We start from the raw sequence: 24,613 nt of genomic DNA on the forward strand, positions 1-24,613 counted from the left end.
GGTTCGCGCCCGAGCGCAAGAGCGGATCGGTGCGAACCCGGTCAGGGATGCCGCGGAGCGGCCACGGAGTCGCGCTCGACGAGTTCGCCCCGCACCTCGGCGCGGGCGGGCGCCTCGTCGCCCGCGATCAGGCCCAGCAGCGTCTCGGTCGCGCGCCGGCCGAGTTCGTAGAACGGCAGGCTCACCGTCGTCAGGCGCGGGCGGACCTCGTCCGCCAGCTCTTCCTGGTCGTCGTAGCCGACGAGCGACACATCCCCGGGCACGGTGAGCCCGAGCGACTGGGCCGCCAGCAGCGCGCCGAGCGCGATGCGATCGTTGCCGCACAGCAGCGCCGTGGGACGGTCCGGCGCCTGCAGGATGCCGCGTGCTCGCTCGTACCCGGACGCAGTCGTGTACCGGCCCGGGACCACGGTGTGCGCGCCGACGGGGAGGCCGGCATCCCGCATCCGGTCACGGAACGCCGCCGTTCGCTCGCGCGCGGGCCAGTCGTCGTCGCCGGTGAGCGCGACGATGTCGTGATGGCCGGCGTCGATCAACCGCTGCGCGGCCAGGGCGCCGCCGTACCGCTCGGCGGGATACACCGCCGGGATCTGCGCGGCGTCGGGGGCGGGGAAGCAGTTGACCAGCACGGACGGCACCGACGCCAGCTCGGGAAGCGGGTCGAGCTCTCGCGTGATCATCGACGCGAAAAGCAGGCCGTCGACGCGGCGGTCGAGCAGCTCGCGGGCGGCGGAGCGCTCCAGATCGGGATCGCCGTCGGTGTTCACGAGCAGCAGCAGCCGGCCCGACTTCCAGGCGGCATCCTGCACCGCGCGGATGATCTGGCCCGCGAACGGCGACGCGGCGATCCCGTCGGTGAGCATCCCGATCGACTGCGTCTGCTGCAGGCGCAGCTGGCGCGCGGTGAGGTTGGGGCGGAAGCCGAGCTCGCGCGCGGTCGCCACGATGCGCGCCCGCGTCTCGGGCGCGATGCGGGCGCCCTCACGGTCGTTGAGCACCAGCGATACCGCGGTCGCGGACACTCCCGCCGCCTGGGCGACATCCCGCATCGTCGGGCGGCGGGGTGCGGCATCCTGCTGCTGGTCGCCCACATCGCCTCCTGAAGTTCCGTGCTTCAGCCTACGGTGGTCAGCCGCGACACTACGATCGGCGCCATGACACAGGAACGCTGGCAGCGCCTCACCGAATGGCCGCTCATCGCGGCCTCCGTCCTCTTCCTCCTCGCCTACGCGTGGGAGGTCATCGCCGACCTGCACGGGCCCGCCCTCGCGGCCTGCGAAACCCTCATCGCCGTCACCTGGTCGGTGTTCGTGCTCGACTACATCGTCAACCTCGTCCTCGCGCCCCAGCGCGGCCGCTGGTTCTGGACGCACCTGTTCGACCTGGCGATCGTCGTCCTGCCGATGCTGCGCCCGCTGCGGGTGCTGCGGCTGGTGACGATCCTCGCGATCCTGCAGCGCACCGCCGGCAACGCGATCCGCGGACGCCTGCTGCTGTACGTCGCCTGCGCGGCGTCGCTGCTGGTGTTCGTCGCGTCGCTCGCCGTGCTCGACGTGGAGAGACCCGCGCCCGGCGCGCACATCACCACGTTCGGCGACGCCCTGTGGTGGGCGTTCGAGACGGTCACCACCGTCGGCTATGGCGACTTCACCCCCATCACGTTGGAGGGACGCTTCATCGCCGTCGGGCTGATGATCGGCGGGGTGTCGCTCATCGGTCTCATCACGGCGACCCTGGCGTCGTGGATCGTCGAGCGCGTCGCGGAGCGCGACGAGTCGCAGGATGCCGCCACCGTCGCGCACATCCAGGCGCTCGAGGCGAAGATCGAGGCGCTCACCGACGCACTCGGGCGCTGAGGGTCACGCCGCCCAGATGTCGCTGAACGGCACCTCCCGCCCCAGCACCCGCTCGGCCGCGCGGTGTCCGGACCGCAGGGCCGCGGTCACGGTGGCCGGATCCTCGGTCCAGGTCGCCTCGCCGGCGAGCTGCAGCACCCCGCCCGCGATGGGCGTCGCGATCAGGTCGTGGTCGGCGGTGGACGCCCCGGGCTTCATGTAGGCGTACGAGCCGCGCGTATACGGGTCATCCTGCCAGCGGGTGACCGTCACCGAGGCCGGCGCCGGAACGCGATCTCCGTAGATCTCGCTGAGCGCGGCGAGCACGGATGCCGCGATCGCCGCGTCGTCCCACGTGCGTGTCTCGATCGCGGCCGGTCCCGCGGCGAACGTCAGCAGCGTCGGGATGCCGTGCAGCGCCGTGAGGTCGTACCAGGAGTGCCACCACAGGGCGCTGTCGCCCTGGCGCCGGATCGCGTAGACGTCGTCGTCCCAGAACTTCTCGTCGAACCGCAGGAACACCTTCTCGAAGGCGTTCATCTCGAGGCCGGCGAGGGCGTCCGCGACCGGCGCGGGCAGCGGCGGATCGATCGTGAACGCGTCGGATCGCAGCACCCCGACCGGCACGGTGACGACCACGCGGGATGCCGACAGGGTGTTGTCGCCCGTGACGACCGAGGCGCCGGCATCCGACCACTCCACGCGTGACACCTCGTGGCGCAGGCGCACGTCGAGACCCTCGGCGAGGTGCGTCGCGAGCGCGTCGTAGCCGTCCGGGAACACCACCTCGTCGCCGTCGACCTGGTCGTCGTCGAGTCCGTGCGCGTCGAGCAGACGCGCGTGCACGCCGTACTGCTCCTCGGACCGGTGCAGCAGGAACTCGCGGACCCGCGCCGCACGGTGCGGCTCCCACGCGAGGGCGGTCAGCGCCGTGTCCACCGCCTGCAGATACGACGCGCCGCGGGCGGACTCGGAGATCGTCCTCGCCAGCTGCCCGTCGAACGCGTGGACGTCGTCGGCGAACGCCTGCGCCTCCGCGGCGGTGAGGCGGGCGGCATCCGGCCCGTAGTAGGCGATCGGGCGACCGCCGGGCTGGTAGCTGCCGACGGTGAACTCGACCTCGCGCATCCCGAAAGCGCGCACCGCGTCGGTGAGCGGGTTCTCGTCGATGCCGTGGATCCACGACGCCCCGAGGTCGGTGACCGAAGCGCCGGTGCGGTCGGAGTGGAGGCGGCCGCCCACGCGGCCCCGGGCTTCGAGCACTGTCACCTGCACGCCGTTTCGCTGGAGTATCCTCCCCGCCGTAAGGCCGGCGACGCCGGCGCCGACGATGATCGTGTCGAGGGGAGCATCCGTCATGGCACCATCCTCTCGCGCGATACGTCTCGCAGTCGTGCTGGGAGTCTTCGGCGCCGCGGTGAGCGTGATCGGGTCGTGGATCCCGTCGCTGTGGGGCGACGAGGCGGCCAGCGTCCTGTCGGCGCGCCGCCCGCTCGGATCGCTGTTCGTGATGCTCGCCCACGTGGATGCGGTGCATGGGCTGTCCTACTTCGCCCTGCACTTCTGGATCCGGATCTTCGGCACGACGCCGTTCGCCGAGCGGTTCCCGTCGGCGATCGCGATCGGTGCGACCGTCGCCGGCGTGACCTGGCTGGCGTCGCGGTTCGGGTCGCTGCGGTTCGCGGCGTGCGCGGGCGTGGTGACGGCGGTGATCCCGCAGCTGACCTTCGCCGGCGAGGAGGTGCGGGCCTACGCGTTCGATGCGCTGCTGGCCACCGCGATCGCCGTGATCTTCGCGGAGATCCTGCGGCATCCGGAATCCGCCCGGCGGTGGTGGATCGCGTACGGGATCGTGCTGTGCGCCGGGATCTACACGTTCCTGTATCTCGGCCTGATGTTCGGCGTGGTGGGCGTGGCGCTGTGGCTCACCCCGCCGCTGCGCGACCAGTGGCGGCCGTGGCTGAAATCGTCGGCGATCGCGGTCGCGTGCGCCCTCCCCGTGATCGTGTTCGCCGTCATCGAGCGCAACCAGATCGCCTTTCTCAGCACCCGCACGATCACGCTCCACGAGGTCGGCGTCTCGATGTGGTTCGGGCACGTCTCCTTCGCGCTGGCGGCGTGGGTTCTGATCGCCGTCGCGGTGATCGGCTGGGTGCGGGACCTCCGCCGGGCGCGGTCGGATGCCCGCCCGCTCGGTCCGCACTTCGAGCTGTTCGCGGTCGCCTGGCTGGTGCTGCCGATGGGCATCCTGATCGCAGCGACGCCCGTCATGGCCGGCTTCACGGCCCGCTACGCGACGATGTCCGCGCCGGCGGCCGCCCTGCTCATGGCGTACGGCATCCGCCGGCTCGCCCGGTGGACCGCGAGTCGGTGGAGCGCCCGGGGACGGGTGGCCAGGAACTGGCTGCCGGTGACGGCGACGGCGGTCGTGGTGGCGCTCGCCGTGCCCGTCTGGGCGTCGCAGCGCAGCCCGTACGCGATGAACCACTCGGACTGGAACCAGATCTCCGCCAGGATCGCCGCCGAGGCCCGGCCCGGCGACGGCATCCTCTTCGACCATTCCGCGAAGCCCTCGCGGCGCCCGGAGCTCGCGATGGACACCGATCCGGCATCCTTCCGCAACGTCACCAACCTGGCGCTTCATCTGCCGTACGCCGAGAACACGCTCTGGACAGACACGGTCTACTCGGTGCACCACGCCGCCGCGATCGGACGCTTCGACGGGGTGCGGCGGGTGTGGCTGGTCGAGTACGCGACGGGGGCCCGGGTGGATGCCTGGGGCGTCCGCGAGCTCGCCGACCTCGGCTTCCACCGCACGCGCACGCTCCGCGAGCACTCCAGCGCGATCTCCCTCTACGAGCGCTGATCGCCCTCTACGAGCGCTGATCGCCCGCGCGCCGGGCGGGCACCAGCAGCGAGAACAGCGTGTCCACGCCGGCGGCCATGTCGACGTCGGGTTCGAGCATCCACTGCATCTGAAGTCCGTCCGCGACCGCCTGCAGCACGCGCGCCAGCATCTCCGGGTCGGTGCCCGGGTCGAGTTCGCCCTCGGCCTGGAGCCGCACGATGCCGCGCATCAGGGCGGCGCGGAGCTCCTCCCCGTGCTCGCGGAAGAACGCGTGCGCGGGATGGTCGGGAGAGGGAGAGTCGGCGGCGACCCGCATGTACAGCTGCACCACGCCCGGCACCGTCGCGTTGTGCTCGATGATGTCGAGGTAGCCGCGGCGGAGGCTCTCCAGGTGCTCGGCCTCGGACGCCCGCGGCCAGTAGTTCTCGACGTCCACTTCGTTGCGGCGGCGCAGGATCTCGGCGAAGAGCTCGTCCTTGCTGTCGAAGTAGTGCAGCAGGCCCGCGGGGGTGAGACCCACGGCATCCGCGATGTCCTTCACGTAGGCCGCGCTCGGACCGGACTGGGCCACGACCTCGAGCGCTTTGGTGAGGATCTCCTCACGCCGTGCGACGCCTTTCGCGTAGGTGCCGGCTCGTGCCATGTGCTCATTCCGTGATGACGAAGGATGCCCCGATCAGATCGCGGGCACGGCTGGAACGACCCACGCGCAGCTCGAATTCCCCAGGCTCCACGACACGGTGGCCATCCGCACCCACAATCGTAAGGTCTCCTGCCGAAAGTGCGAACTCCACCCGCTGCTCCTCGCCGGGGGCGAGGTCGACCTGCCGGAACGCCTTCAGTTCCTGCTCGGCCCAGCTGGCCGACGTGACCCGGTCGCTGACGTACACCTGCACGGTCTCGCGCATCGGACGGTCGCCGACGTTGCGCACCGTGACGGAGGCCCGGACGGTGCCGTCGCGGGGCACGCGGTCGTCGGCGATCCGCAGGTCGGAGTACTCCGCCCACGAGTACGCGTAGCCCTCGCCGAACACGAACGCGGGCTCCTGGGTGAGGTCGGCGTACCGGTCGCCGTGCTGCCCGCGGATCTGGTTGTAGTACGTCGGCTGCTGGCCGACGTGCCGCGGAAACGAGATCGGCAGGCGACCGGACGGCTCCACGATCCCGAGCAGCACCTCGGCGATCGCCCGCCCGCCCTGCATGCCCGGGTTCGCGACCCAGACGAGGGCTGCGGCATCCTGCACCGCCGGCGGCAGCACGAGCGGCTTCGACGCCATCAGCACCACCACGAGCGGGGTGCCGGTCGCGGCCAGCGCCTCCAGCAGCGCGATCTGCCCGCCGATGAGGTCGAGGGTCGCCGTCGACCGGCCCTCGCCGACCAGTTCGATGCGGTCGCCGACCACGGCCACCACGACGTCGGCGCGCCTCGCGTCGGCGACGGCATCCGCGATGAGCTGCTCGTCCGCCGGCGCGGGCACGACGATCGGCGGGCGGGGCTGCCCGTCGGGGAAGAACTCGCCCGCCGGGTCGGGTTCCAGGGTCAGGATGCCGGCGCCCGGCGCATGGGTGATCGTCCAGTCCGACGGGGTGTGCGCGCGCAGCCCGTCGAGCACGGTGGTGATCATGTCGCGCGGCTGACCGTCGAGCCAGCCCGCCTGGCCGGATCCGCCCGCCCAGTCGCCGAGCTGCGTCTGCGCGTCGTCGGCCAGGGGCCCCACCACGGCGATCCGCGTGCGCTCGCCACCGCGAGAGACACCGAGCGGCAGCACGCCGTCGTTGTGCAGCAGCACGACGCTGCGCCGCGCCGTCTCCAGGTTGAGCTCGGCGTGCGCCGGGGTGCCGATGACCGATGCGATGCGGTCCCGGTCGGGCCGCCGCGGGTTCTCGAACAGCCCCAGCTCGAACTTCACGCGCAGGATGCGGGACACCGCAGGGTCCAGGTCCGATGCGGCCAGCATCCCGCGCTCGATCGCCTCCAGGCACCCGTCGAAGAAGCCCGGCGTGGTCATGATCAGGTCGTTTCCGGCCTTCACCGCGGCCGCGGCGGCGTGCGCATAGTCCGGCTGCAGCCGCTGCTCCCACACCATCCGGCCGACGTTGTCCCAGTCGGTGACGAGGGTTCCGGTGTAGCCCCACTCGCCGCGCAGCACCTCGTCCAGGAGCCACCGGTTCGTGGTGATGGGCACGCCGTCGATGGTCTGGTAGCCGAGCATGAAGGTGCGGCATCCCTCGCGGGCCACGCGCTCGAACGGCGGCAGGAACCAGGCCCGGAGCTTGCGCCGCGAGATGTCGGCCTCGGAGGCGTCCCGCCCGCCCTGCGTCTCGGAGTACCCGGCGAAGTGCTTCGCCGTCGCCAGGATCGCGGTCTCGTCCGCCAGCCCGTCGCCCTGGTAGCCGCGCACCATCGCGGAGGCCAGCTCGCCGATGAGGAAGGGATCCTCGCCGAACGTCTCGTCCACCCGGCCCCACCGGAGATCCCGCGCGATGCACAGCACGGGCGAGAACGTCCAGTGGACGCCGGTCGCGGCGACCTCGACCGCGGTGGCGCGCGCCACCCGCTCGACAAGCTCCGGGTTCCACGACGCCGCCATGCCGAGCTGCGTCGGGTAGATCGTCGCGCCCTCCCAGAACGAGTGCCCGTGGATGCAGTCCTCGCCGACCAGGAGCGGGATGCCGAGCCGCGTCTGCGCCGTGAGGTCGTGGGCCTGCAGCAGCCGTTCCGGCGAGGCGTGCAGGAGCGATCCCGCGTGCATCCGCAGCACCTGGTCGGCCAGGTCGTCGCGGGCGTCGAGCTGGAGCATCTGCCCCACCTTCTCCGCGGTCGTCATGCGACCGAGGAGGTCGGCGATGCGTTCGTCGACCGACGCCGACGGGTCGAGGTGGAGCGGATGCGTCACAGTTCTCCTCAGCGGGCGGGAGGGCTGACGTCGGCGGTCGCCGTCAGCCGGATGTCACGGCTCGACGCGCCGACGTGGATGCCGACCTCTCCGCCCGGGGTCACCCAGCCGTGGGTGCCCACATCGTAATACGACACGGCACGGCGCGAAACGGCCACCCGCACCCGCACCGACTCGCGCGGCGCCAGGTGCACCTTCGCGAAGCCGGCGAGCTGCTGCGGCGGCACCGGGACGGGGGCTGCGATCGGGCCGGCGTAGACCTGCACGACCTCGCTGCCGGCACGCCCGCCGACATTGCGCACCGTCACCGCGACGGTGCACGCCGCGGCATCCGACCCGGCATCCTCGATCTCGAGGTCGGAGTACGTGAAGGTCGTGTACGACAGTCCGTGTCCGAACGGGTACGCCGGCACGAGGGCCCGGGCATCCTGCCCGCGGTACCCGACGAACACGCCCTCGCTGTAGTGCACGCGACCGTCCACGCCCGGGTAGGTCTCGGGCGAGGCCGCGGGGGTGTCCGCGAGGGATGCCGGGAACGTCAGCGGCAGCCGGCCGCCCGGCTCGGCGGCGCCGGTGAGCACCCGGGCCAGGGCGTCGCCCTGCGCCTGCCCGGGGAACCAGGCCTGCAGCAGGGCGGCGGGACGCGCGCCCCAGTGCATCGTGTCGACCGGGCTGCCGGTCATCAGCACGACCACGGTCGGCGTGCCGGTGGCGAGGACCGCCCGGATCGTGTCGTCCTGCCCGCTGGGCAGCCGCAGGTGCGGGCGGTCGTCGGCCTCGGCCTCGTAGGTGCGCACCACGACGACGGCGACGTCCGCGCGCCGAGCGAGGTCGGCGGCCTCGGCCGCGTTCGGGGAGACGACGCCCTCCGGTGGGATCCAGCCCAGACGCACCCGGGCGCCGAGCAGGAACCCCTGGGCGGGGTCATCGGCGGCGTACTCGAACACGAGGGCGTACGGCCGGCCGCCTTCGAGGCGCAGGTCGATCGTGGAGACCGCGGCGGATGCCTCCCCTCCCGACCCCCAGTCGTAGGGCTGCGCGCCGGCGTCGGGCGCGGGTTCGGAGGCCTCCGCGGCGAGGGCGACGGAGGTGTCGTCGCCGCGGCCGCCGGCGACGACCACGCCGTCGAGGGAGAACGAGAAGCGCCCGAGCGCGGTGACCGAGAACCGGTACGTGCCGGTCGCGGGGACCGTCAGGGTGCCCGTGTAGCGCACAGAGCTCTGCCCGTTCAGCTCGGTGGGCAGCGTCTCGTAGCTCGGGGAGCCGGCGTTGAAACCCGGGAAGTTGTGGAACCCGAGGTTGAGCTCGATCTGCCCCTCCGTCCGCACCAGCAGCGGCTCGCCGTCGAACGACGTGTTCGCGAAGAACTCGGCGCGCAGGCCGCGCTCGCCGTCGGGCGTCGCGAAGAAGCCGGACGGCACGGCATCCGGTCCCGGCAGGAGGGCGCCCGGCGTCACCGGGTCGGAGCCGGGCGTCGTCACGACCTCGACGTCGTCGCCGAGCGCGCGGCGCAGTCCGTCGACGGGGCTCACACCCCTCGTCCCCCGCACCATCGAGCTGCCGCCTCCGCGCGCACCGACGGCATCCACGTCGGGGCCGATGAGCGCCACCCGGCGCACGCCCGACAGCGGCAGGACGCCGTTGTTGTGCAGCAGCACCATGGCGTCCTCGGCGATCGCCTGCGCGAGGTCGTGATGCTCGGAGGCCGGGAACTCCGCGACGCCGACCGGGTTCTCGATCTGGCCGAGCCCGATGAGGGGACGCAGGATGCGGCGCACCTTCTCGTCGAGGGTGGTCTCGGACACCTCGCCCGCCTGCACCGCGTGCCACAGCTGCGCGCCCCAGAATCCCTCGCCGGGCTGTTCCTGGTCCAGGCCCGCGTTGGCGGATGCCGCGGTGGAGTGGTTCGCGCCGTAGTCGCTCATGATCCAGCCGCGGAACCCGAAGCGGTCCCTCAGGTCGGTCGTCAGCAGCGTGTGGTCATCGCACGCGAACTCGCCGTTGATGCGGTTGAACGACGCCATCATCGAGGCGACCTTCGCCTCGCGGATGAGCGCCTCGAACGGCGGCAGGTACAGCTCGTGCATCGTGCGCTCGTCGATGACGGCGTCGATGGTGGAGCGGTGGTCCTCCTGGTTGTTGATCGCATAGTGCTTGGCGCAGGCCTGCACGCCCTGGTCCTGCACGCCGCGGACGAACGCGACGCCCATCCGCGAGGCCAGCAGGGGGTCCTCGCCGTAGGACTCGAAGGTGCGTCCGCCCAGCGGCACCCGGGCGATGTCCACGGCCGGCCCGAGCGAGACGTTGTGGTCGGTCGCCCGGCACTCGACGCCGATCACCGAGCCGTACTCGCGGGCCCGCTCGGTGTCCCAGGTGGCGGCGAGGGCGATCGGTGCGGGCAGGGCGGTCGCGGTCCCGTCGTGCACGTCGCCCTTGTTGATGCGCACTCCGGCGGGCCCGTCGGCCATCTGGATCGCGGGCAGGCCGAGCCGCTCCAGCGGACGGGCGTAGAAGCCGTAGTTCCAGTTCACCTCGCCGGTGACGAAGGCGATCTTCTCGTCGAGGGTCATCTGCGCGACGAGCTCCTCGACGCGCGCGTCGACCTCGGGGCAGGCATCCCACGGCGCCTGTGCGACCGTGGTGCGGATGTCGGTCATGGCGTCCTACTTGACCTTCTTGATCGGGAAGATCACGATGGCGCCGATGAGGCAGGCGACCGCGCAGACGGTGAACCAGACGCCGTAGTCCGCTCCGCTCGCGCCACCGGTGGCGGCCAGCACGAGGCCGCCGATGAGCGGCGCGAACGTCTGCGGCAGCGCGTTGGCGATGTTGAACACGCCGAGGTCCTTGCCCGAATCGTCCGGGTTCGGCAGGACATCCATGACGAGCGCGTAGTCGACGCCGACGTAGATGCCGTAGGCGAGACCGAGGATGAGTTCGAGCACGTAGTACTGCGGAACGCTGGTGATGAAGATGAGCGACAGGGTGCCCACCGCGTAGATCGCGGTCGAGGTCCAGACGAAGATCTTGCGCCGGCCGATCTTGTCGGAGATCTTCCCGCTGATCCACGCGGTCAGCACGAGGGCGGCCGTGTAGACCAGGGTCGTGTTGGCGATGAGCAGGGGCACCTCCGCCGCCGGGACGCCGAGGTGGAACTGCATGTAGGCGAAGCGGAACGTCGAGAAGCCGAACGCGGCGAACGTGATGAGGAACCGGGACCACCAGGCCAGTGCGTAGTCCGGGTTCTTGACGGGGCTCACCCAGAAGGTCTGGAGGACCTCGACGAAGCTCATGCGCGCAGGCTTCTCGGGGAGCACCTTGTCGGGCAGCACGAGGGCGAAGATCAGCATCGCGACGATCGCGAGGACGGACGGGATCACGAAGACGACGAACAGGTTCGGGGCGAACCACCCGGCGACGTAGATGCCGAGCACGATGCCGACCTGCTGCGCGATGCCGAGACCGGCGGTGACCGATCCGTGCGAGCCCTTCGGCACCTGGTCCGCGATCGTCGCGACGAACGGGGCGAACGCCATGTTGGCGCCGGTCTGCGCGAGCGCCCAGCCGATGGTGGCCGTCATCAGGTTCGGGGCGAGAGCCATGATGGCGAACGCGACGGTCATGATCACGACGCCGAGCACGATCCAGATGCGGCGGCGGCCCCAGCGGGAGGTCGTGCGGTCCGAGACGCGTCCGAACACGACGTTCGCGACGGTGGCGAAGAAGGCGCCGACCCCGCCGAGGATGGCCGCGGCGCTGTTGAACGACTCGGCGCCCGCGGGAAGCGCTCCGGACGCCTGCAGCGCCTGGATCTTCATGCCGATGCCGACGATCGCGGGGCCGAGCAGGGCGATGAAGAAGACCAGCTGCGCGATGAGCAGCCACCAAACGTAGCTCTTCTTCGGCGGCTCGGTCGGCTCGCTGAACCAGTGGTGCTCGTGGGTCCTGGTCGCCGTCGTCATACCTGACGGGTTACCTGCGGCGGATCCGCTGACGGAACTCATACCTGCCTCCTTTGGCGGGGTGAGGGGCTCGTAGACAAGGGGGACTGCGAACGCCTGGGGTGAATGAAACCTATTCCGATTCGGTTTCGAGGCGCAAGAGGTTTTCCGGACGCCGTGCGGAATCGAACGTGGGAGCCGCGCCGGGGGAGAGGTCCGTCATCCCCCGACGCGACGAAGGGGGGAGCTACTTCTGGTAGCTCTTGTCGTTCACGGTGAGCACCTTCCAGGTGCCGTTCGTGTACGACAGCTTGCTGACGGCGACGTTCGAGATGCCGCCCGCGACCGTGGTATGCAGCGAGTCGGTGAGGAAGCACGAGATCGACAGGCCGCTGGAGACGACGAGGATGCGCTTGTCGTTGCGCTTCGCGGCATCCTGCGCGATCTCATTCAGGTCGGCCGACATGCGGGCATCCACGTCCGTGCAGTCTTCGGCGGGCAGCACCGCGCCGTTCTCGGCGGGCTCCGACGCGACGGCCTTCATCGCGGACATCAGGGCGTCCAGTCCCCGTTGCGTCGCGGCGATCGCCTGCATCGTCTGCCATCCGCCGTTCTGCCCGGTCGCATCGGCCGGTGCCTGGGCGGGGGCCGCGTGGTCGACCGTGTAGCCGAGGTGCTCGACGATCGCCGTCCACATCTCCTTGTTCTCGGCGCCCTCGTAGCGGCCGAAGTCGATCTCCCGGAGCCCGGCGAGCTGCGTCACGGGCAGGCTGCTCTGCCCGGCGCCCTGCAGGATCAGCTGCGCGGACTCGAGGTGCCGCTTCATGTCGGCCGAGTACGCCGCATCGAACGCGCCCTCCCGGGCGCGGATGTTCTGGCCGACGGTCACCGGCAGCGCGCGGCCGGCCTGGATCAGGGGCGAGTCGGTCCAGCCCTGCACCCGCTCGAGCGTGTTGAGGATCGTCTGCCCGTGCCGCGTGAGGTAGATCGTGACGGTCTTGTCGCTGCCCTTGCCGGCGGGCTGGACCGGAGAGGCCCAGCCCCCGAGTGCGGTGACGGCGAGGATCGCGGTGGCCGCGATCGCGATGCGCGAGAGATGACGGTTCATACCTGCCTCCTTTGGCGGGTCGATCGAAGAGCGTGACAGAAAACCTACTCGGATTAGTTTTCTTGCCGCAACTCTGTTTGAGCGATCGCTCGTCTTGAAGGCGCGCGCACGCTCGCCGAGAAGCCTCGATTCGGGGTTGACGAGAGAGAACTAGAGGACTAGACCTGTTCTTGTCATCACCGCCGATGCCCGAGGAGAAACCCGTGTCCCAGACGATCACCGCCACTGCGCTGCCCCCACGTGTGCTGAGAAAGACCGCCGTCGCCACCATGGTCGGCAACCTCATCGAGTTCTATGACTTCAACATCTACGGAACGCTCAGCGCGATCGTTTTCGGCCGCATCTTCTTCGCGAACCTCGACCCGGTGACGGCGACCTTCATGTCGCTGGCGACCTTCGCCGTCGGCTTCCTCGCCCGCCCGCTCGGCGGGATCGTGTTCGGCCACTTCGGCGACCGGTTCGGCCGCAAGCCGATGCTCGTCGCCAGCCTGCTCACCATGGGCGGCGCGACCGCTCTCATGGGGCTGCTCCCCACCTTCGCGGCGGTGGGCTGGCTCGCGCCGGTGCTGCTCGTCGCCCTCCGCTTCGTTCAGGGGCTCGGCATCGGCGGGGAGTGGGGCGGCGCCGTCACGCTCATGCTCGAGTCCGCCCCGGAGCGCCGGCGCGGCATCTTCGGATCCGTCGTCCAGTCCGGCGCCGGTCTGGGCATCATCCTCTCCACCGCGACGGTCACGGTGCTGTTGACCACGCTGACCCCCGAGCAGATGGATGCCTGGGGGTGGCGCATCCCGCTGCTGCTGAGCGTCGCCCTCGTCGTCGTGGGCCTGATCGTCCGATCCCGCATCGAGGAGTCGCCTGAGTTCACCGCGATGCAGTCGAGGTCGAAGGTGGCGCGCGCGCCCCTCGCGGAGACCCTGCGCCGCCACTGGCGGATGGTGCTGCTCGCGATCGGCATGTACATCGCCATCGCCGCGTTCGGGTTCACCCAGGGCGTGTTCTTCACGAGCTACCTCGTCAACACCGTGCAGCTGCCGCAGTCCGTGGCGACGACGGCGAACCTGATCGCCGCGATCTTCTACCTGGCAGCGACGTTCCTCGGCGGATACCTGTCCGACCGCATCGGACGCATCCGCACGTACGTCATCGGCGGGCTTGTGCTCATCCCCGCACCGTTCCTGATGTTCGGCGCGGGGGCGACGGGCTCGGTCGCGCTCATCTACGCCACCATGGTGCTGATCGGCCTCATCACCGGCACCGGGTACGGGGCCCAGGCATCACTGTTCTTCGAGCTCTTCCCGGCGCGGGTGCGATACACCGGCATCTCGCTCGGCTTCCAGATCGCAGCCGTCATCGGTGGCGGTCTCACGCCGCTGCTGGGCGCCGCCCTCACTCAGGCGACGGGGTCCACCGTCTCGATCTCGCTCTACATCGCGGTGCTGTGCGTCGTGCTCGTCCTGTGCACGCTCGCCGCGCCGTCCATCATCCGCAAGGAGGGAAACCGCGCATGACCGCGCCGCGCACCGTGATCCTGTTCATGGTCGATCAGCTCGCCGCCAAGTGGCTCGAGGTCGCCCGACAGGGGATCGTCGACCTGCCGAACTTCGATGCGCTGCAGGCGGAGGGGGTGACGTTCGCGAACGCCTTCACCACCAACCCGGTGTGCAGTCCGTCGCGGGCCAGCATCGCGACGGGTATGTCGCCGTCGAGCCACGGCGTCACGGAGTGCGGATACGACCTCGACCCGGCCGTGCCGACGTTCATGCGGGCGTTGCAGGCCGACGGGTGGCGCACCGGCGCATTCGGCAAGGTGCATTTCGTCACGCAGCTGGAAACGCTCAGCCCCGACTACCGTCCGTACGGATTCGACGTCGTGCACAACACCGAGGATGCTCGCGCCGGCGCGTGGACGGATTGGGTGCGGGAGCGGCATCCGGAGCACTATGAGGCGGCGTTGTCGACGGTCTGGATGACGATGGCTCCGGATCTCCTCGACTACGGCCCGGATCGAGAAGACCTCCGGGCGCGGATCCTCGATGCGCAGCGGCGATTCCCCGAGTCGGTCGGCAACGCCTACGAGCTGCCCTTTCCGGCAGAAGTCTCGCAGACCGCGTGGATCACGGAACGGGCGTGCGAGTTCCTGCGGGATGCCACCGGGGACGTCTTCGCGCACATCAGCTATGTGCAGCCGCACAACCCGTTCGCTCCGCCGGCCGAGTACGTGGACCGGGTCGAGGTCACCGCGATTCCGGATCCGGCTGCCGCGGCCTGGCAGGACACGCCGATCCCGTACTACGACCAGGAGCGGTACGCGCACGCGTCCTACGACGTCACCGACTGGAGGCGTGAGCGTCGGCTGTACTTCGCCGACATCGCCCACCTCGACCACGAGCTGGGGGTGGTGCGCCAGACGCTGGCCGATCGGGGGCGCCTTGCGGATTGTCTGTTCATCTTCACTTCCGACCACGGCGAGATGCTCCACGACCAGGGCCTCACCGGCAAGTGGGAGCGGCACTACGACCCGTGCATCCGGGTGCCGATGATCCTCGCCGCGCCCGGGGTCCGCGCCGGGCGACGCACCGAGCTGGTGCAGCACGAAGACATCGCCGCGACGATCTACGACTGGACCGGGGTGCGAGGTCCCACCGTGGCGGTGCGACATGTCGACGACTCGGTGACCACCCAGACGCTGCTGCACGGTGACTCGCTCCTGCCGCTCGCATGCGGCGACACGAACCCCGCGGGCTGGCGTGACGGAGTGCTCATCCAATCCAACAACAGCCACTTCGAGGCATCCCCGCGCAGCTGGGCGCGGTCCCTGCGTACGGAGCGCTACCGGTTCACCCGCCATCTGGCCGGCGGCGGCGAGCAGTTCTTCGATCTGGAGGCCGATCCGGACGAACAGCACAACCTCATCAACGACCAAGAGCTCGCCGGCATCCGAGACGATCTGCGCGAGCGCCTCGCCGAGCGCTCGGTCCTGGACGCCTACCCGACCAGTCCGCGTGGGGTGTTCCAGCTCGGGACATGGTGATGTCGACGGGATAATCGAAGGATGCCAGCCCCCTCTCGCGCCGCGTACGCGTTCGACCGGATCAGCCGGCTGATCTCGGACGGCGCCGCGGGCGACCGGCTGCCGTCCGAGAAGGAGCTCGCCGCGACGCTCGGGGTGAGCCGGGTCACGGTGCGCGACGCCCTGATGAGGCTGTGGCACGAGGGAGCGATTGTGCGACGCTGGGGAGCAGGCACGTACATCGCCGAGCGCCGGCCGGCCGATGCCGCGGTCTACCGCAACCTCTACATCGACGCGAGCAGCATCGGATCCCTCCCGTCGCGCATCGCCGAACGAGGGCTCAGCGTCGAGCTGCGCGGCTTCGCGTACGCTGACGGGCCGGTGAGTGACTGGGTCCGCGTGGAGCCGGGATTCGACCTGCCGCTGTGGCGAATCGAGCGCACGCTCGCGATATCCGGGCGGCCCGGCATCCTGATGATTGATTACGTGCCGACGGAGATCGGCGGGATACCTGTCGATCCTTCTGAACTGAGGGACCTCGGCATCGACTTCCAGCTCTTTCTCGCCCGTTACGGGCAGCGCGTCGTGAAGCAGGAGTCCACGATGGTGGCCGACGTCGCGGACGATGTGACTGCGCGCAATTTGGGGCTGCCGGAGGGGACGCCTGTGCTGGCCGCACGGCAGCGCAGCATCTCCGAGCACGGCGACGTGATCGGATGCAGCGACGTGATCTACCGCAGCGACGTGTTCGGTCAGGTGCTCGTGCGCACCCTCGCCGAATGACCGACGACCAGCGTCGCGGGATGCCCGGAAGGGCGCGTTGTCGCCGGTCGGGCCCCGACGGGATCGGTGCTACTGCTTGGTGGCGCGCTCCACCGACATCACCAGCACGACGCGGTCGGCCTTGTCGTGAGGGGGAGTCTGGCTCTCGATGCCGTACCGGTTCTGCAGCCGCACGTAGAACGCGCCCTCGGGGTCGGGCTCGACCTCGACGAGATGCCCGGCGACCTCCAGGTAGTGGAACGGGTTCTCCGGGTCGATGATCGACAGCGCCATCGACGGGTTGTGCTGCAGGTTGCGGTACTTCTGCCGCTTGTCGGTGTGGGTGAACCGGAGGTGTTCGCCGTCGAACTCGAACCACATCGGGGTCACCTGGACGGTGTCGTTCGGACGGATCGTGCCGAGGTGCCCGTACAGGGGCTCCTCGAGCAGACGGCGGTACTTCTCGGGGACGACATCGTGAGCGGTCATGTCAGGGGCAAGCCGGGCGCGGGGTGGAGTATTCCCGGTCCTGCCCCCGATCGCCCCGCGAGGGAGCGCAGCGACCGAGACGAAACGCCCTACGCCGCGAGCTTGGCGGCGCTGAGGTCCTCGAAGAGCGCGGTGTTGAACCGGTAGGCCCGCAGCACCTCGTCGATCACGCGGGCCTGCTCGTCGGCATCCCACGGGGCGGCATCCAGCTGGGCGCGGTAGGTCTCCTTGAAGGCGCGCGGGTCGGCGATCTCGGCGAAGAGGTAGAACGAGACGCCGTTGGTCTCGAACCCGAACCGGCGCTGCATGAGGCGGCTGATGAACTGCCCGCCGGACAGGTCGCCGAGATAGCGGGTGTAGTGGTGGGCGATGAATCCGCCCGGCCAGTCCCGGCCGACCTCGCGGATGCGTTCCCCGTACTCGATCGTCGTCGGCAGGGGAGCGATCCGGTCGCGCCAGCCCGGCCCGACGAGGAACTCCAGGTCGGCTTCGATCGCGGGCAGGCGCGTGAGGCGGTCGGTGACGAACACGGATGCCACCGGGTCGTCCTTCATGGTCTCGGCCGCGTGCTCGATGGCCTGGTAGATGAACCAGTGCTGGGCGGTCAGGGCGATGTAGTCGTCGCGCGTGCCGCGCCCCTGAATGAGGTCGGCCATGAATCCGGCGTGCTCGCTGCCCGCGTGGGCGTTGCCGGAGCGCTCGCGGAGGACGGTCGAGAAGGGGAGCAGGTCGGCCATGGGTTCATATTAGCTGAACCTAACCCTCTGTATTACTGATGGTTGCGTGCGGGAATGCCGAGCGTCTCACAAGCGGCGGCGTAGACCTCGACCACCGCGCGGCGTACCTGGGGGCGCTCGCTGATCGGCCCGCCCCGCCACGGAACGCGCACGGCGGATGCCGAACCGTCTGCGAGCACCGCCTCCCAATCCCCGCCGTCGCCGTCGAACCCCGTCATGGTGGCCGAGACGGCATCCGGATGCGCGAACGCCCGGACGATCAGCAGGTTGTCGTCGGAGTGGTCGCCGTTCATGTGGGTGAGCACGCCGTGCAGCGCCGCGTCGTCGAAGGTGTGGGGCATGCGGCCAGGATAGTCAGCGCGCCTGCGGGAACACCGGCGGGAACAGCTCGTCCACGTCGCTGCCGGCGTAGTCGCGTTCCGCATACGAGGCCCGCAGCCGGTCGAAGATCCGCTGCCCGTCGCGGCGCAGCTGCTCCAGGTCCACGCCCGGAAGCAGGCCGTCCCGCATCACGACGCGGCCCGCCACCATCGAGAAGACGGCGTCGCGCGCCGTGCCGGCGAGCACCAGCGTGCGGATCGGATCCTCGACGGCCCCGAGACGCACGTCGGCGAGCGAGAACGCCACGAGATCCGCGGCGGCTCCGGCCTCCACCCGGCCGAGGTCCGGCCGGTGCAGCGCGGCCGCGCCGCCGAGCGTCGCCGCCTCGATGTACTCCGCGAGCGAACCGGACGGACGGTCGGGACGCTGCGCCTTGGCCAGCGAGACGCCCTGGTCGATGGAGCGGATCATGTCGGGCGGGAACGAGTCCGACCCGAGCGCCAGGTTCACCCCGGCATCCCGATATCGGGCGAAGTCCTCCAGCCACATCGCGTACCGCGCGTTGGTGAGCGGGCAGTGCACGATGGATGCCCCGGATGCCGCGACGGCGGCGAGCTCGCCCCCGTCGACGCCGTCGACCTCGGAGTGCAGGTCGAGGTAGGCGCCGTGCGCGATGATCAGGCGGTCGTTCAGCAGCCCGCAGCGTTCGAGCACCTCGAGCTGGGTGGCATCCGACTCCCGCCGGAAGTGCGACCGCTCGCCCGCCCACTGGAACGCGTGCACCCGGACGAGGGCGCCGCGCTCGGTCGCCACCCGTCCGGTCTCGGCGAGCAGCTCTTCCCGCAGCGTCTCGATGCGGCACGGCGCCAGCACGCCGGTGATCAGCGGATCGTCCCACGCGGCGACCGTGTCGAGGAACCGCACCGCCTCCGCGAACCCGGCCTGGCCGCGCGCGTCGTCCCAGAAGATGCCCCCGGACCCGTCGTCGTCGGTGACGTGCACCCCCGACCGGTACGACGGGCCGAGGAAGGCCCGGATGCCGAACTCCTGCGCGGCGCGCGCGACGTCGACCAGGTCGTCGTGCGTCTCCGCCCAGTCGGTGTGGATCTCCGACGCGATCGGCAGGAAGCTCGTCACCCCGTGCAGCGCGAGCTGCGCGACCGCGTACCGTCGCATGACCGCCCGGTCTTCGTCGCTCAGCGCGCTCGCCGGATGGGATGCCCACGCCCGCGACCAGCGCAGGTGCGGGGAGGCATCCTCATCGCTCCACGAGTCCAGCTGCAGGTGGTCGACGTCGGCGAGCCCCTCCAGGTCGATGAGGCCGGGCATCAGCAGCGCCTCGCCGAGGTCGATCCGCTCGTCGGCGTCCGGGGCGTCGGCGGCCGCGCCCACCCAGGCGATCGTGCCGCCGTACACCAGGACGGCGCCCGCCCGCCGCAGCGAGAAGGCGCCGTCCTGCGCGACCAGGACGTGGTCCGCGGTCAGCAGGGTCGTCATGAAGCGAGCCGTTCGCGTCGCACCGGCTTCCAGCCCTGCCGGGGCACGGCGGCGCGCAGCGCGCGGGTGTACGGCTGGACCGGATCGGCGAGGATGTCGGAGGTGACACCGGCATCGACCACCCTGCCGTTCTCCATCACGATCATCCGGTCGGAGATCTGGTTGACCACCGCGAGGTCGTGCGAGATGAACAGGTAGCTGACCCGCCGCTCGCGCTTGATGTCGGCGAGCAGGTTCAGGATCTGCGCCTGGATGGAGACATCCAGCGCCGCCACCGCCTCGTCGAGCACGATGACCGACGGGTTCGCCGCCAGGGCGCGCGCGATCGCGACGCGCTGACGTTGGCCGCCGGAGAGCTGGTGCGGGAACTTCTGCCAGAACGTCGAGCCGAGCCCGACGCTCGACAGGATCTCCTGCGCCGACTTCTTCGCGCCCGATCCGCCCGCGCCCGCACCGGCGTGCAGGGCGACCGAATCGGCGATCGTGTCGACGATCCGCTGCCGGCCGTTCAGCGACGAGTACGGGTCCTGGAAGACGTACTGCACCTCGCGCGCCCACCGGCGGCGGTCGGCGAGGCGCTTGACGCCCGTCGCCCGCGACTCGCCGTTCACCGTGAGCTCGCCGCCGGTCAGGGTCTCCAGGCCCACCAGCATCCGGGCCACGGTCGTCTTGCCGGAGCCGGACTCGCCGACGATGGCGAGGCACTCGTCGGGCCACAGCTCGAACGAGACGTCGTCGACCGCGATGATCGGTTCGCCGCCCTTCACGCCGCGCGGGGCCGGGAAGATCTTGCGCAGGTTGTTCGCGACGATGAGGGGCGCATCACTCGTGACGGTGTTCATGCCAGGGCCTCCGCCTTCAGCTGGTCGTGCAGTTCGCGGTTGTAGGTGAGCACCGGCAGGCGATCCACCTTCTCGTCGATGCTCGGGCGCGCCCCGAGCAGTTCGATCGTGTAGGGATGCCGGGGCGCGGTGTACACGTGCGCTCCCTGTTCGACGATCTCGCCGGCGTACATCACCGCGAGCCGGTCGGTGCACGCCGCGGCGAGCTCCAGGTCGTGCGTGATGAACAGCAGCGACATGCCGCGGGCCTTGCGCTGCTCCTCGATGATGGCCATCACGTCGGACTGGGCGGTGACGTCCAGGGCCGTGGTCGGCTCGTCGGCGAGGATCAGGCGGGGCTCGGCCAGCAGCACGCTGGCGATCATGACGCGCTGCAGGAGGCCGCCGGACAGCTCGTGCGGGTACTGCTGCAGGCGGGCCCGGGCGTTTCGCACCCCGACCTCGTCGAGCAGCTGCGCGGCGCGGCCGTCGGCATCCTTCTGCGACACCCCGCGGTCGCGCACGAGTGCCTCGGTGAGGAAGTCGCCCACCCGGTGCACCGGGTTGATGTGCGCCCGCGGGTCCTGGAAGATCATGCCCACGTCGTTCTGCCGGTACCGGCGCAGCGCCCGCTGATTCATGTCGAGCACCGAGGTGCCGTCGAACTCGATGGTGCCCCCGACCTCGAAGGCCCTGTCGAGCATCCGGGTCACGGCACGGGTGGTCAGGGACTTGCCCGAGCCGGACTCGCCCACGAGCCCCAGGGCCTCGCCGGGCGCGATCTCGAACGAGACCCCGTTCAGCAGCACCTGCGAGCTGCGCTTGAGCCGCAGCGTCGCGGTGACGTTGTCCAGTTTCAGCAGGGGAGTCATCACATGGCCCTCGCATTCGAGAGGAGGCGGTCGCCGATGATGGTGACGCACCAGACGATCAGCACGATGAGGATGCCGGCGTAGATGGCCTCCCCGGGGTAGCCGCGCAGGGCCGAGTCGAATCCGCTCTTGACCATGAGGCCGAGATCGGCGGCGGGCGGCTGGACGCCGAGGCCCAGGAACGACAGGGCGGCCAGGTCGATCACCGCGAATCCGAGCGAGGACACCGCCTGGGCGATGACGATCGGCTGCACGTTCGGCAGGATCTGCTTGGACGTGATCGAGACGCCGGAGTGGCCCTGCAGCCACGCGGCCGAGACGTACGGCATGTTGCGCTCGCGCAGGGCGGCACCGCGCACCACGCGGGCCACGTACGGGATGTACGCGATCGCGAGGCCGCCGACGACGGTCACCAGGCTCGGGCCCCAGAGGGCCACGGCGATGAGACCGAACACGATGCCGGGGACCGCGAACAGGATGTCGAGCACCCACACGATGACCGCGTCCGTGCGGCGGCCGCGCCAGGCGGCGACCAGCGCGAGGAAGGTGCCGATGATGGTCGACAGCACGATCACGGCGGCGGGACCGACGAGTGTGACGCGGGCGCCGTACATGAGCCGGGACAGGATGTCGCGGCCCAGTGCGTCGGCGCCGAGCAGGTGCTGGGCGCTCGGGCCCGACAGGGCGGAGGTGAGGTCCGGGTAGTCCGGGTCGTACGGGGCCAGCCAGGGGGCGAACACCGCACCGATGATGATGATCGCGAGGATCACGCACGCCACGGTGCCGAGCACGCCGAACCGGTCGATGTAGCGCTGCCACCAGACGGAGGTGCGCCTCTGGGAGGCATCCCTCGCCACGGCGAGGGTCGTCGTCTTCATGGTCATTTCTTGCTCCCCAGCGAGATGCGCGGGTCGATGAAGGTGTAGAGCACGTCCACGATCGCGTTGATCACGACGAAGGCGACCACCAGCACCAGCACGCACGCCTGCACGACGGCGAAGTCGCGCTGCAGGATGGCCTTCACCAGCAGGGAGCCGATGCCGTCGAGCGCGAACACGTTCTCGACGACGACGGCTCCGGCGATGAGGGTCGCGATGGTCAGGCCCATCACGGTGGTGATCGGGATGAGCGCGTTGCGCAGCACGTGCCGGCGGGTGATGACCCCCGACGACAGGCCGCGCACCGTGGCGGTCTGCACGTGCTCGCGCACCTGCTCCTCGCCGACGGCGGCCTTGGTGATGCGCACGAGGTACGCGGCCGAGGCGACGCTCAGGGCGATCGCGGGAAGTGTCAGGTGCCACATCGTGTCGACGCCGCCCGAGCCGACCCCGAAGGTGGGGAACCAGCCGAGGTTGACGGCGAACAGGCTGATGAGCGCCACGCCGATGACGAACACCGGAGTGGACAGCCCGATCGCCGCGAGCGACGAGATCAGCTGGTCGCTCCACCCGCCGCGGAGGGCGGCGAGGGTGCCGAACACGATTCCGACGATCGCGATGATCACGGCCGACATGGCCACGAGGGCGACGGTCGTGCCCAGGCGGGATCCGATCAGGGTCGACACGGGCATCCGGTACACGATCGAGAAGCCCAGGTTCCCGTGCAGCACGTCGCTGATCCACGTGAAGTACCGGAGGAAGAACGGGTCGTTCAGGTGGTACTCCCGGATCGCGGCGGCAACCTGTGCGGGGCTGCCGCCGCGGGGCCCGAGGATGTACGCCAGGGGGCTGCCCGGCGCCAGGTACAGCAACCCGAACACGAGGAACGAGGTCACCAGCAGTACCAGGAGCAGCCCCCCGAAGCGGCGAACGATGTAAGAGCCGAGAGACATCGGTCGTTACTTGGTGCCGCCGAGCGTGGCCGCCCACGGCGCGTACAGGTACGCGAACGACGGCACGGCGCCCGAGATCCGCTTGTTCTGGATCATCGTGGTGGGCTCGTAGGCGAGGGGGATCCAGGGCAGGCCCTCGGTCACCTTCGTCTGGATGTCGACGGCCAGCTGGGCGCGCTGGGCCTCGTCGGTGGTCTGCAGGGCCTTCGCGATGTCGGCATCCGCGCCGTTCCAGCCGATGTAGTCGTGGCTGTTGCCGGACTCGAAGAAGTTGTACACGCCCATCGGGTCGGCGAAGTCCGAGTAGTTGGTCGTGAAGAAGCCGTCGAGGCCCTTGCGCGCCGTCTTGTCGAAGTACAGGTTGCCGAACTGCTCCACCGGGATCACCTTGGTCTGCACGTTCAGCCCGATCGCCTGACCGGCGGCCTGGATGAGGGATGCCGTCTGCTCGTGCACCGCGGAGCTGCCCTGCACCGCGAGCACGATCGGCGTGGTCGGAGACCCGGCATCCTGCACCAGCTGCTTGGCCTTGGCGATGTCGGGCGAGACGCTGAACTTCTTGTACGCGTCGGCGAACGTCTGCTTCTCGTACCCCCACGTGGCGGGACCGGCGAGGGTCGGGGCCGGGATGCCGGCGCCCTGGAAGACGACCTTGGTGAGGGCTGCGCGGTCGATCGCGAGCGAGAGGGCCTGGCGGATCTTCTGGTCGCCCAGGGGTCCTCCCGGGTTGATCGCGGCGAGCGTCCAGAACACGAACGACTTGCCGAACGTGGTGGTCACGTTGCTCGACTTCTCCAGCTGGGGGAGGCCGGCCGGCGGCAGGTAGAAGAACTGACCGTCGACGTCGCCGGAGCGCAGCGCATTGACCGCCGTGGACTCGTCGGCGATGAAGCTGAAGGTGATCTGCTTCGCCTTGGGCTTGACGTTCTGGTCCCAGTAGGCGTCGTTGCGCTCGATCACGAGGTTCTTGCCCGAACTCCACGAGCCGAACTTGAAGGGCCCCGTGCACATGACGCCGGCGGACGGCGTGCCGAACGCCTGGCCGGCCTTGACGGCGCCGGCCTTCTCGACGATCGCGCCCGCGGCCGAGGCCATCGCCTGGGTGAACAGGATGTCGGGCTGCTTCATGGTGACGGTGACCTGCAGCGGGCCGGTGGCCTTCACCGAGGCCACGTTCTGGAAGTAGTCCGACCAGTACGTCTTGGCGTTCGGGCCGACCTGGCGCGCGAGGGAGTACGCGACATCCTCGGCGGTCATCGTCGTGCCGTCCCAGAACTTCACGTTCGGGCGGATCGTGTAGACGATCGTCTTGTCGTCGCCGCTGGTGGTGACCTTGGTCGCCAGCCCCGGCGAGGTACTGAGGTCCGGGTTCATCCGCAGCAGGCTTTCGCACAGGTTCGCGGTGGCCGTGTTCTCCGCATAGTTCCAGGTGAACTGCGGGTCGATGTTGGACGGTTCGTACGGCAGGTTCCAGTTGACGTTCGCGATCTCGGTCGTGCCGGCCGGCGTCGTGGATGCCAGGTTCGACATGTCGACCGTCTTGGCCGTCGCGGCGGAGGTCGGGGACTTGCCGGAGCATCCGGTGAGGGCGAGGCCGGCGATCGCGATGACGGCGATGCCTGCCTGGGTGAGCTTGTTGACCAC

The 24,613-nt window shown here is 70.1% G+C and carries 21 protein-coding genes; 5 read left to right on the forward strand and 16 right to left on the reverse strand.

The genetic code is table 11. The annotated features are described in order from the left end of the window. Window positions 1–41: 41 nt before the first annotated feature. Window positions 42–1,091, reverse strand: coding sequence for a LacI family DNA-binding transcriptional regulator (locus tag LK09_RS01210; RefSeq protein ID WP_039394527.1), 1,050 nt, complete (start codon window positions 1,089–1,091; stop codon window positions 42–44). 63 nt (window positions 1,092–1,154) lie between these two features. Between LK09_RS01210 and LK09_RS01215 the strand changes: the two genes are divergently transcribed. Further along, complete coding sequence (locus tag LK09_RS01215) at window positions 1,155–1,856, forward strand: potassium channel family protein (protein WP_039394531.1); 702 nt, start codon at window positions 1,155–1,157, stop codon at window positions 1,854–1,856. A gap of 3 nt (window positions 1,857–1,859) precedes the next feature. Here LK09_RS01215 and LK09_RS01220 read toward each other — a convergent pair whose 3' ends face one another. Next, window positions 1,860–3,194, reverse strand: coding sequence for a flavin monoamine oxidase family protein (locus tag LK09_RS01220; RefSeq protein WP_039394536.1), 1,335 nt, complete (start codon window positions 3,192–3,194; stop codon window positions 1,860–1,862). Here LK09_RS01220 and LK09_RS01225 point away from each other — a divergent pair. Next, on the forward strand, window positions 3,193–4,701 hold the full coding sequence (locus LK09_RS01225; RefSeq protein ID WP_039394540.1) for a glycosyltransferase family 39 protein: 1,509 nt from the start codon (window positions 3,193–3,195) through the stop codon (window positions 4,699–4,701). The two genes, LK09_RS01220 and LK09_RS01225, sit on opposite strands and share 2 nt — an antisense overlap. Before the next feature lie 7 nt (window positions 4,702–4,708). Here the strand turns inward: LK09_RS01225 and LK09_RS01230 are convergent, their stop codons facing one another. The 5 genes from LK09_RS01230 to LK09_RS01250 form a co-directional block, all read right to left on the reverse strand. Beyond that, window positions 4,709–5,326, reverse strand: coding sequence for a TetR/AcrR family transcriptional regulator (locus tag LK09_RS01230; RefSeq protein WP_039394542.1), 618 nt, complete (start codon window positions 5,324–5,326; stop codon window positions 4,709–4,711). 4 nt (window positions 5,327–5,330) lie between these two features. Next, window positions 5,331–7,580: an exo-beta-d-1,3/1,6-glucosidase gene (locus LK09_RS01235; RefSeq protein WP_039394545.1), complete on the reverse strand. Its 2,250-nt coding sequence runs from the start codon at window positions 7,578–7,580 to the stop codon at window positions 5,331–5,333. Window positions 7,581–7,588: 8 nt separating this feature from the next. Further along, window positions 7,589–10,237: a glycoside hydrolase family 3 protein gene (locus tag LK09_RS01240; protein WP_052226268.1), complete on the reverse strand. Its 2,649-nt coding sequence runs from the start codon at window positions 10,235–10,237 to the stop codon at window positions 7,589–7,591. 6 nt (window positions 10,238–10,243) lie between these two features. After that, on the reverse strand, window positions 10,244–11,584 hold the full coding sequence (locus tag LK09_RS01245; protein WP_039394548.1) for an MFS transporter: 1,341 nt from the start codon (window positions 11,582–11,584) through the stop codon (window positions 10,244–10,246). A gap of 184 nt (window positions 11,585–11,768) precedes the next feature. After that, a complete protein-coding gene (locus tag LK09_RS01250; protein WP_039394551.1) occupies window positions 11,769–12,629 on the reverse strand; it encodes a histidine phosphatase family protein in 861 nt (286 codons plus the stop codon). Between the two features lie 203 nt (window positions 12,630–12,832). On the opposite strand from LK09_RS01250, the gene LK09_RS01255 reads away from it, so the two are divergent. Genes LK09_RS01255 through LK09_RS01265 form a run of 3 tightly spaced genes read left to right on the forward strand, consistent with a single transcriptional unit; the run spans window position 12,833 to window position 16,422 of the window. Then, window positions 12,833–14,137 (forward strand): MFS transporter, encoded by a 1,305-nt coding sequence (locus tag LK09_RS01255; protein ID WP_197060942.1) that lies wholly within the window; start codon window positions 12,833–12,835, stop codon window positions 14,135–14,137. Beyond that, window positions 14,134–15,660, forward strand: a complete 1,527-nt coding sequence (locus LK09_RS01260) for a sulfatase family protein (RefSeq protein WP_039394558.1) — start codon at window positions 14,134–14,136, stop codon at window positions 15,658–15,660. Before LK09_RS01255 ends, LK09_RS01260 begins: the two co-directional genes overlap by 4 nt. A 21-nt stretch (window positions 15,661–15,681) precedes the next feature. Then, window positions 15,682–16,422, forward strand: coding sequence for a GntR family transcriptional regulator (locus LK09_RS01265; RefSeq protein WP_039394561.1), 741 nt, complete (start codon window positions 15,682–15,684; stop codon window positions 16,420–16,422). Between the two features lie 69 nt (window positions 16,423–16,491). Here LK09_RS01265 and LK09_RS01270 read toward each other — a convergent pair whose 3' ends face one another. From LK09_RS01270 to LK09_RS01310, 9 genes are all read right to left on the reverse strand, one after another. Then, on the reverse strand, window positions 16,492–16,890 hold the full coding sequence (locus LK09_RS01270; protein ID WP_039394565.1) for a PPOX class F420-dependent oxidoreductase: 399 nt from the start codon (window positions 16,888–16,890) through the stop codon (window positions 16,492–16,494). An 89-nt stretch (window positions 16,891–16,979) separates the two neighbouring features. Continuing rightward, a complete protein-coding gene (locus tag LK09_RS01275) occupies window positions 16,980–17,627 on the reverse strand; it encodes a biliverdin-producing heme oxygenase (protein WP_039394570.1) in 648 nt (215 codons plus the stop codon). 32 nt (window positions 17,628–17,659) lie between these two features. Continuing rightward, window positions 17,660–17,968 carry a DUF2470 domain-containing protein gene (locus tag LK09_RS01280; protein WP_039394572.1) on the reverse strand — a complete coding sequence of 103 codons (309 nt, stop codon included), beginning with the start codon at window positions 17,966–17,968 and terminating at the stop codon, window positions 17,660–17,662. Between the two features lie 13 nt (window positions 17,969–17,981). Next, a complete protein-coding gene (locus LK09_RS01285; protein WP_039394575.1) occupies window positions 17,982–19,445 on the reverse strand; it encodes a chlorohydrolase family protein in 1,464 nt (487 codons plus the stop codon). Next, the gene (locus tag LK09_RS01290; protein WP_039394578.1) at window positions 19,442–20,287 is read right to left on the reverse strand and encodes an ATP-binding cassette domain-containing protein; all 846 of its coding nucleotides are present in this window, start codon (window positions 20,285–20,287) and stop codon (window positions 19,442–19,444) included. The genes LK09_RS01285 and LK09_RS01290 overlap by 4 nt, the downstream gene beginning before the upstream one ends. After that, entirely contained in the window at window positions 20,284–21,138 is an 855-nt protein-coding gene (locus tag LK09_RS01295) for an ABC transporter ATP-binding protein (RefSeq protein WP_082007972.1), read from the reverse strand. Before LK09_RS01295 ends, LK09_RS01290 begins: the two co-directional genes overlap by 4 nt. Continuing rightward, window positions 21,138–22,022, reverse strand: coding sequence for an ABC transporter permease (locus LK09_RS01300; protein WP_197060943.1), 885 nt, complete (start codon window positions 22,020–22,022; stop codon window positions 21,138–21,140). Before LK09_RS01300 ends, LK09_RS01295 begins: the two co-directional genes overlap by 1 nt. Beyond that, window positions 22,019–22,969 carry an ABC transporter permease gene (locus tag LK09_RS01305; protein WP_039394585.1) on the reverse strand — a complete coding sequence of 317 codons (951 nt, stop codon included), beginning with the start codon at window positions 22,967–22,969 and terminating at the stop codon, window positions 22,019–22,021. Before LK09_RS01305 ends, LK09_RS01300 begins: the two co-directional genes overlap by 4 nt. Window positions 22,970–22,975: 6 nt before the next feature. Beyond that, window positions 22,976–24,613, reverse strand: a complete 1,638-nt coding sequence (locus LK09_RS01310; RefSeq protein WP_039394590.1) for an ABC transporter substrate-binding protein — start codon at window positions 24,611–24,613, stop codon at window positions 22,976–22,978.

Origin of the sequence: Microbacterium mangrovi (genome assembly GCF_000802305.1) — a bacterium.
In the GTDB taxonomy this organism is placed as follows: domain Bacteria; phylum Actinomycetota; class Actinomycetes; order Actinomycetales; family Microbacteriaceae; genus Microbacterium; species Microbacterium mangrovi.

Excerpts from the sequence above, each read along its gene's own strand:
- LK09_RS01215 (WP_039394531.1), top strand. The coding sequence starts at position 1,155 with ATGACACAGGAACGCTGGCAGCGCCTCACCGAATGGCCGCTCATCGCG.
- LK09_RS01225 (WP_039394540.1), top strand. The coding sequence starts at position 3,193 with ATGGCACCATCCTCTCGCGCGATACGTCTCGCAGTCGTGCTGGGAGTC.
- LK09_RS01220 (WP_039394536.1), bottom strand. The coding sequence starts at position 3,194 with ATGACGGATGCTCCCCTCGACACGATCATCGTCGGCGCCGGCGTCGCC.
- LK09_RS01230 (WP_039394542.1), bottom strand. The coding sequence starts at position 5,326 with ATGGCACGAGCCGGCACCTACGCGAAAGGCGTCGCACGGCGTGAGGAG.
- LK09_RS01240 (WP_052226268.1), bottom strand. The coding sequence starts at position 10,237 with ATGACCGACATCCGCACCACGGTCGCACAGGCGCCGTGGGATGCCTGC.
- LK09_RS01245 (WP_039394548.1), bottom strand. The coding sequence starts at position 11,584 with ATGAGTTCCGTCAGCGGATCCGCCGCAGGTAACCCGTCAGGTATGACG.
- LK09_RS01250 (WP_039394551.1), bottom strand. The coding sequence starts at position 12,629 with ATGAACCGTCATCTCTCGCGCATCGCGATCGCGGCCACCGCGATCCTC.
- LK09_RS01260 (WP_039394558.1), top strand. The coding sequence starts at position 14,134 with ATGACCGCGCCGCGCACCGTGATCCTGTTCATGGTCGATCAGCTCGCC.
- LK09_RS01265 (WP_039394561.1), top strand. The coding sequence starts at position 15,682 with ATGCCAGCCCCCTCTCGCGCCGCGTACGCGTTCGACCGGATCAGCCGG.
- LK09_RS01270 (WP_039394565.1), bottom strand. The coding sequence starts at position 16,890 with ATGACCGCTCACGATGTCGTCCCCGAGAAGTACCGCCGTCTGCTCGAG.
- LK09_RS01275 (WP_039394570.1), bottom strand. The coding sequence starts at position 17,627 with ATGGCCGACCTGCTCCCCTTCTCGACCGTCCTCCGCGAGCGCTCCGGC.
- LK09_RS01280 (WP_039394572.1), bottom strand. The coding sequence starts at position 17,968 with ATGCCCCACACCTTCGACGACGCGGCGCTGCACGGCGTGCTCACCCAC.
- LK09_RS01285 (WP_039394575.1), bottom strand. The coding sequence starts at position 19,445 with ATGACGACCCTGCTGACCGCGGACCACGTCCTGGTCGCGCAGGACGGC.
- LK09_RS01290 (WP_039394578.1), bottom strand. The coding sequence starts at position 20,287 with ATGAACACCGTCACGAGTGATGCGCCCCTCATCGTCGCGAACAACCTG.
- LK09_RS01295 (WP_082007972.1), bottom strand. The coding sequence starts at position 21,138 with ATGACTCCCCTGCTGAAACTGGACAACGTCACCGCGACGCTGCGGCTC.
- LK09_RS01300 (WP_197060943.1), bottom strand. The coding sequence starts at position 22,022 with ATGACCATGAAGACGACGACCCTCGCCGTGGCGAGGGATGCCTCCCAG.
- LK09_RS01305 (WP_039394585.1), bottom strand. The coding sequence starts at position 22,969 with ATGTCTCTCGGCTCTTACATCGTTCGCCGCTTCGGGGGGCTGCTCCTG.